General features: G+C 67.5%; 9 protein-coding genes. 8 read left to right on the plus strand and 1 reads right to left on the minus strand.

What is annotated here, in order from left to right; genetic code table 11:
• On the plus strand, positions 1–316 hold a 316-nt coding region (locus H7290_RS17715; RefSeq protein WP_290515342.1), incomplete at its 5' end, for an RsmD family RNA methyltransferase.
• A gap of 1 nt (position 317) precedes the next feature.
• On the plus strand, positions 318–791 hold the full coding sequence (coaD, locus tag H7290_RS17720) for a pantetheine-phosphate adenylyltransferase (RefSeq protein ID WP_290515343.1): 474 nt from the start codon (positions 318–320) through the stop codon (positions 789–791).
• 16 nt (positions 792–807) lie between these two features.
• Here coaD and dinB read toward each other — a convergent pair whose 3' ends face one another.
• Positions 808–1,998, minus strand: a complete 1,191-nt coding sequence (gene dinB, locus H7290_RS17725) for a DNA polymerase IV (RefSeq protein ID WP_290515344.1) — start codon at positions 1,996–1,998, stop codon at positions 808–810.
• A gap of 186 nt (positions 1,999–2,184) precedes the next feature.
• Here dinB and H7290_RS17730 point away from each other — a divergent pair, with 186 nt between their 5' ends.
• The 6 genes from H7290_RS17730 to dnaG all read left to right on the plus strand — a co-directional run.
• Positions 2,185–2,733, plus strand: coding sequence for a YceD family protein (locus H7290_RS17730; RefSeq protein WP_290515345.1), 549 nt, complete (start codon positions 2,185–2,187; stop codon positions 2,731–2,733).
• Between the two features lie 3 nt (positions 2,734–2,736).
• A complete protein-coding gene (rpmF, locus tag H7290_RS17735; protein WP_290515346.1) occupies positions 2,737–2,922 on the plus strand; it encodes a 50S ribosomal protein L32 in 186 nt (61 codons plus the stop codon).
• Positions 2,923–2,987: 65 nt separating this feature from the next.
• On the plus strand, positions 2,988–3,656 hold the full coding sequence (gene rnc / locus H7290_RS17740) for a ribonuclease III (RefSeq protein ID WP_366927652.1): 669 nt from the start codon (positions 2,988–2,990) through the stop codon (positions 3,654–3,656).
• Between the two features lie 9 nt (positions 3,657–3,665).
• The gene (mutM, locus tag H7290_RS17745; protein ID WP_290515347.1) at positions 3,666–4,517 is read left to right on the plus strand and encodes a bifunctional DNA-formamidopyrimidine glycosylase/DNA-(apurinic or apyrimidinic site) lyase; all 852 of its coding nucleotides are present in this window, start codon (positions 3,666–3,668) and stop codon (positions 4,515–4,517) included.
• Between the two features lie 114 nt (positions 4,518–4,631).
• On the plus strand, positions 4,632–5,864 hold the full coding sequence (locus H7290_RS17750; RefSeq protein ID WP_290515348.1) for a deoxyguanosinetriphosphate triphosphohydrolase: 1,233 nt from the start codon (positions 4,632–4,634) through the stop codon (positions 5,862–5,864).
• A gap of 69 nt (positions 5,865–5,933) precedes the next feature.
• Positions 5,934–7,360: DNA primase (gene dnaG / locus H7290_RS17755; RefSeq protein ID WP_290515349.1), on the plus strand; the 1,427-nt coding region annotated here is incomplete at its 3' end.

The raw sequence follows: 7,360 nt of genomic DNA on the forward strand, positions 1-7,360 counted from the left end.
CGCCAGGGCCGCGGTGGTGGTCAGGAACAACATCAAGGCACTTGGCGCACACGCGAGCGTGACCCGGGTGACGGCCGAGCGATATCTGCGCGACTCACCGCCAGACGCGTTCGGCCTCGAGCTGGTCGACCCGCCGTACGCAGTGCCGACTGAACAGGTCGCTGCACTGGTCGCGATCATCAAGAAGGCGTTCGCCGAGCCCGAGGCCTTGTTCGTCGTCGAACGCGCCACCCGTGACCCGTTCGTGTGGCCCGAGGGTGTCGAGCCTCTCCGCCACAAGGCGTACGGGGACACAACGCTTTGGTACGGTCACTGACATGGCCAAGGTCGTGTGTCCCGGTTCCTTCGACCCCGTGACCAACGGTCACCTCGATATCATCGAGCGTGCGGCACGGCTCTTCGACGAGGTCGTCGTCGCGGTGCTGGTCAATGAGAACAAGCGCGGCCTCTTCTCGATCGAGGAGCGTCTCCAGATGCTCGACCAGGCCACCGAGCACCTGCCCAACGTGTCGACCGGCTCGTTCAAGGGCCTGCTCGTCGACTTCTGCACCGACAACGGCATCGCGGCCATCGTCAAGGGCCTGCGCGCGGTGACCGACTTCGACTACGAGCTGCAGATGGCGCAGATGAACGGCAGTCTCACCGATGTCGACACGATGTTCATCCCGACCACGCCGGAGTACAGCTTTCTCGCGTCGAGCCTCGTCAAGGAGGTCGCCAAGCACGGCGGCGACGTGTCGGGCCTCGTGCCCGGCTTCGTCCTGGAGCGCCTGGCCGAGAAGTACGCCTAGCCCAACGGACGGGAAGCTACGGACGGTCGGGGAGCAGTGGCGCTTCGGTGTGATCGGCCTTGCCCACCTGCACGGCGCGCCGCAGTGCTCTCGAGCCGAACTTGTCGCGAACGGCGTCAATGGCATCGTCGAGCTCGGCGCCGCTGTTGACGTCGAGCGGCAGGGCAAGCTGAGCCGGGCTGTCGTCGAGCGACCCGATCGACACCCCGATGAGGGTGATGCCGCGCTCCTTGATCGCGCCGGTTCGTGACGAGAGCAGCTGCCGCGCCACATCAAGCACCGTGACGGTGTGAGCGGTTGGTCGGGGAAGGGTGTGCGAGCTGGTCGAGCGGGTGAAGTCGCCGAAACGGATGCTGATCGTGACGGTGCTGCCCGTGCGCCCAGCACTCCGCATGCGTCGGGTGACACGGTCGACGAGCGTGAGCAGGGCGAGGTCAAGCTCGGCAGGCGAGTGCGGACCGCGTCCGATGGCGTGCTGTGCGCCCATCGAGCCACGCCGCGTGCCGACCTGGACTGGGCGGGGGTCGCGGTTGTGCGCCAGGGCGTGGAGATGATGCCCGCTGGCGGCGCCGAGCAGCTGCACGAGCTCGACCTCGTACATCGCGGCGACGTCGCCGACCGTGACGATGCGGGCTTCGCGCAGCTTCCCGGACGTGACCTTGCCGACGCCCCACAGGCGCTCGACCGGTAACCCGTGCAGGAACTCGAGCTCGCCCTCGACGGGCACGACGAGCAGCCCCTCGGGCTTGGAGACGGCGCTGGCGACCTTGGCGAGATATTTGGTGCGGGCGACGCCGACCGAGATCGGGAGTCCCACCCTCTGCATGACGTCGACCCGCAGCTGGGCGGCGATCGACGACGGTGCGCCTCGAATGAGCCGGAGGCCTCCGACCTCGAGGAACGCCTCGTCGATCGACAGACCCTCCACCAGTGGCGTGGTGTCGTGGAACACCTCGAAGACGTCGCGACTCGCCTGGGTGTAGGCGTCCATGCGGGGCGGTACGACGATGGCATCGGGGCACATGCGCAGCGCCTGGCGACCACCCATGGCCGTGCGCACACCCCGCGCCTTCGCCTCATAGCTTGCCGCCAGGACGACTCCCCCGCCCACGATGACGGGCCGCCCGCGCAGCGAGGGGTCGTCACGCTGCTCGACCGACGCGAAGAAAGCGTCGAGGTCGGCGTGCAGCACGGTGCCCTCGGCCATACGGCATGATCTCATCGACCACGGACACGTGGCCGTCATCGGTTCGTGGGGTACACACCGATTGGCCTCGGCATGGTGCGACGGGTTACGATTCTCTTCGGCCTGTTCGCAGGTCGACATTTTGTCGTGCACTTGGATGGATGGTCGAACGTGCTGTCGGGACCGCTGGTTTTCGATACCCATGTGATGGGTCGCAAGCCGGGCGCCGAACGCTCGTTCAACATCACCGTCGAGGCGCCGGCAGACATGGGTTACGACGTCTACGCCGTGCCCGAGGGATCCGCGATCGACATCGAGCTCCGGCTCGAGGCGATCATGGAAGGTGTCCTGGCAACAGGGTCGGCCTCGGCGCGGGCGGTGGGCGAGTGTGTGCGGTGCCTGGACGCCATCGACAAGTTCATCGTCGTCGGATTCCAGGAGTTGTTCCTCTACGAGGCGCCTTCCAACCCGGAAGAGGCCGAAGAAGAGGATTTTGTCCTCGAGGACGAGCTGCTCGACCTCGAAACCGTCCTCCGGGACGCGGTGGTGCTCGCACTGCCGCACAACCCGTTGTGCGGTCCGGAATGTCCGGGACTGTGCCCCGAATGTGGGGCTCGGCTCGCGGACGATCCAGATCACACACACGGTGAGGCGATCGACCCACGGTGGGCGACGTTGAGCCAGCTGGCGGACCAACCGGTCCCGTCGGCAGAATCGTCAGAGTCGGACAGCACGTCCGGCCTCAGCAAGGAGTAGATCGTGGCAGTCCCGAAGCGGAAGATGTCGCGCAGCAACACGCGTCACCGTCGTTCGCAGTGGAAGACGACGGCGACGCAGATTGTCGACTGCGCCAACCCTGCATGTGACTCGAAGGTGCAGCCGCACCACGCCTGCACCAAGTGCGGGCAGTACGGAGCCCGCGGCGAGCGTCGCCAGGTCCTCTGATCGCTGCGGCCGTCGACACCGACGCGCTCCGGCAGGTCCTCGGTGTCGAGGATCTTGGTGCCGGGCTGCTCGAGCATGCCCTGACCCACCGTTCATACGCGTACGAGAACGGCGGGGTGCCGAACAACGAGCGGCTCGAGTTCCTTGGTGACTCGGTGCTGGGGCTTGTCGTCACCGACACGTTGTTCACCGAGCACCCCGACCTCCCCGAGGGCCAGCTCGCCAAGCTGCGTGCCGCTGTCGTCAGCGCCAAGGCGCTGGCGGTTGTCGCACGGACGCTCGGCATCGGCGACCACGTCCGCCTCGGACGTGGCGAGGAGGCGACCGGCGGACGCGACAAGGCCTCGATCCTGTCCGACACCGTCGAGGCGCTCCTGGGCGCCATCTACGTCCAGTTCGGCATCGAGCGGTCGGCCGAGGTGATCCACCGCATCTTCGATCCCGTCATCGCTGTCGCCGCAGAGCTGGGTGCAGGCCTCGACTGGAAGACGTCGCTGCAGGAGATCGCGGCCAACAACGGACTCGGCGTGCCGCACTACGTCCTCGAGGGCACCGGCCCCGACCACGACAAGGCGTTCACCGCCGTGGTGCACGTCGGCGAGCGAGTCTTCGACGGCGGAGAGGGTCGATCCAAGAAGGAAGCAGAGCAGATGGTCGCCGAGATCGCCTGGGGTTCCATCAGCACCGGTCTCGACGCCGACCTCGACCAGACCCCCGCAGTCGACAGCGCCTGACCACCACGCATGCCTGAGCTCCCCGAGGTCGAGGTTGTCCGTCTGGGGCTCGTCGATCACGTGGTGGGCCGCTCCATCACCGGCGCCACGGTGCACGACGTTCGCTCCGTCCGCCGCCACCAGCCGGGCGCGGCCGACTTCGTCCACCGGCTCGAGGGCCGACGCATCGAGGGGGCAGCGCGCCGCGGCAAGTACCTCTGGATGCAGCTCGACCACGACGACGCCATCCTGTGCCACCTCGGCATGAGCGGGCAGTTCCTCATCGCCGACGCCGACGCGCCGCCCCCGCGGCACCTGCGTGTCACGATCGACCTGGATGACGGACGCCAGCTGCGCTTCGCCGACCAGCGCATCTTCGGCGGCATGTGCTTCAGCGAGGATGGTGCAGAGTTGCCGCCGCAGATCGCGCACATCGCCCGCGACCCCCTCGACCCGCTGTTCGACCCCGCGGAGTTCACAAGACGTGTGCGTGGTCGCCAGACCGGCGTCAAGCGGGCCATTCTCGACCAGACCCTCATCTCCGGTGTCGGCAACATCTACGCCGACGAGTCGCTGTGGCGCACACCCCTGCACTACGCCCGCAACACCCGGCATCTACGCACACGTGAGATCGACGGCCTCCTGACGCACATCAATGCCGTCATGATCGAGGCCCTCGCGCAGGGCGGTACGTCGTTCGACGCGCTCTACGTCAACGTCAACGGCAACAGCGGCTACTTCGACCGGTCGCTCGCCGTGTACGGGCAGGAGGGCAGACCTTGCCAGCGGTGCGACACAACGATCAGGCGCGACGCCTTCATGAACAGGTCGTCCTTCTGGTGCCCACACTGCCAACCCCGCCCACGCAACGGCAGGTTCTGAGGGCCGTGACGTCGGCGTCCATGACTACGCTGGCGCCATGACGACGTCCGTGAGCCTCGAGCCGATGTCTGCTGAGTGCTGCACCTCGTGGAGTGCCGAGCATGCGGTCACGGCGTGACCGACGCACCCTACGGAGAAGAGGCGCGTGCCCGCTTCGTCGACGAACCTCCCAAGCGGGCAGAGCGGACACCGTTCGAACGTGATCGCGCGCGCGTCGTGCACGCCGCGGCGCTGCGCCGGCTGTCGGCCAAGACCCAGGTCATGGGTGCGGGGTCCGACGACTTCGTCCGCAACCGGCTCACGCACTCGCTGGAGGTCGCGCAGGTTGCCCGAGAGCTCGGCAAGTCGTTGGGTTGCGACCCCGACATCGTCGACTCGGCGGCGCTGGCGCACGATCTCGGCCACCCTCCTTTTGGTCACAACGGCGAGGTCGCGCTCGACGAGGCCTCGCAGTCGTGCGGAGGGTTCGAGGGCAACGCGCAGACGTTGAGAATCCTGAGCCGTCTGGAGTCAAAGACATTCGCGCCCGACGGCACCAGCGTGGGGCTCAATCTCACTCGAGCAACCCTCTCGGCGTGCGTGAAGTATCCGTGGGCGCGCGGCGAGTCGCCCGACGGGGGCGCGAAGTTCGGTGTCTACGTCGACGACCGTCCGGTGTTCGACTGGCTCCGCGACGGAGCCCCCGACAAGCGTCGACCGATCGAGGCGCAGGTCATGGATCTCGCTGACGACATCGCCTATTCCGTGCACGACGTCGAGGACGGAGTGGTCGGCGGATGGTTCGGCCTCGGCGCGGGCCGCCTCGACCACGACAGCGTCTACGTCGTGGCTCGCGACTGGTACGACAGCTTGGCCACTGACGACCGGCTTGGTGGGGCGTTGACGCGGCTGCAGGAGATGCCCCAATGGCCGCAGTCGTCGTTCGACGGCAGCCGGGTCGAGCGAGCCGTGCTCAAGAGCCTCACCAGCGCGCTGATCGGTCGCTTTGCCCAGGCTGCGCGGTGGGCGACCGTCGAACGTTGGGGTGAGGGTCCGCTCATCCGGTTCGATGCCGACCTCGAGGTGCCCGAAGCCACGCGCGACGAGATCACCGTCCTCAAGTCCATCGCGGCGCACTACGTCATGCGGTCCGACGACCGTGCCGGCCCGCTCGGCCGGCAGCGTGAGCTGCTGCTGGCGCTCGTGGAGGTGCTTTCGCGATCGGGGGGCCGAGAGCTCGAGGCGGAGTTTGCCGAGGACTTCGCCCACGCCGCTGACGATGCCGCCCGGCGTCGTGTCGTCATCGACCAGGTTGCGAGCCTCACCGACGTGTCTGCCCGCATCTGGGCATTGCGGTTGCTGGGCTGACCCTTTCTTCGCTCTTGTGAGGCTCGACGGGTGAAATGGCGGTGGGTCGAGTCAACTAACATTCACCCCATGGCCGGGCGAATCAAGGACGAGGACATCCAGCTCGTCCGAGAACGGGCCCGCATCGATGAGGTCATCGAGCAGTACGTGACGCTTCGCAACGCTGGGGGCAACCGGGTGGGGCTGTGCCCCTTCCACGACGAGAAGTCGCCGTCGTTCAACGTGCGCCCGGTGCAGGGCTTCTATCACTGCTTCGGTTGTGACGCATCGGGCGACGTCTTCAAGTTCCTGATGGAGATCGAGCACCTGTCGTTCGTCGAGTCGGTCGAGCGCATGGCGATCAAGACCGGCGTCACCCTTCGCTACGAGGATGGCGGCGAGGCCGGCCCCCGCCGCGACCCACGGCAGCGTCCACGACTGCTCGAGGCTCACCGCGAAGCCGCAGCCTTCTATTCCTCGACGCTCACGTCGTCCCCTGACGCCACCGTCGGTCGCGAGTTCGTCAAGGACCGCGGCTTCGACCAGGCCGCGGCCGAGCGGTTCGGCATGGGGTTTGCGCCGCGTGGGGGAGAGGCGCTCGTCGGCCACCTCCGGGGCAAGGGATTCACCGATGACGAGCTGCTGGTGGGGGGCCTCGCCTCGAGAGGCTCGCGCGGGCTCTACGACCGGTTCCGCGGCCGGCTGCTCTGGCCCATCCGGGAGATGACTGGTGAGACCATCGGCTTCGGCGCGCGTCGCATGTTCGACGACGATCGGGTCGAGGCCAAGTACCTCAACACCTCCGAGACACCCCTCTACAAGAAGAGCCACGTCCTCTACGGTCTCGACCTGGCTCGCCGATCGATCTCCTCCTCGAGCCAGGCCGTCGTCGTCGAGGGCTACACCGATGTCATGGCGTGCCACGAGGCCGGCGTCACCACGGCCGTTGCCACGTGTGGCACGGCGTTCGGTGAAGACCATGCCCGGCTGATGCGTCGCCTGATGCTCGACCATGACGCCTTCCACGGCGAGGTCATCTTCACGTTCGACGGCGATGAGGCCGGGCAGCGTGCTGCGCTCAAGACCTTCGGCGGGGACCAGCAGTTCGTCGCACAGACGTACGTTGCGATGGAGCCGCGTGGCATGGACCCGTGCGACCTGCGCCTGGCAGATGGCGACGCTGCGGTGCGCGAGCTCGTGGCATCGCGCATCCCCCTCTACCGCTTCGTCCTCGACAACATGCTCAGCCGCTACGACCTCGAGCGGGGCGACCAGCGTGTCGATGCCGTTCGTGAGGCGGTGTCGCTCGCGGCGGCGATCCGTGACAAGTCCAAGGTTGACGAGCTGCTGCGCGAGATTGCCGGGCGGGTCGGCGTCGACGTCGACCAAGTGCGTTCCGAGCACCGACGGGGGGCCAGGACCACCAGCGGGCGGCAGCCGCCTCCCGCCGCGCCGGGCGTCGCGGCGCCCGCACCCGCCACCGCAGTCGCGAGCTTCGGCGGTCCGCAGTACTTCGA

Source organism: Aeromicrobium sp. (assembly GCF_014378035.1).
In the GTDB taxonomy this organism is placed as follows: Bacteria; Actinomycetota; Actinomycetes; order Propionibacteriales; family Nocardioidaceae; genus Aeromicrobium.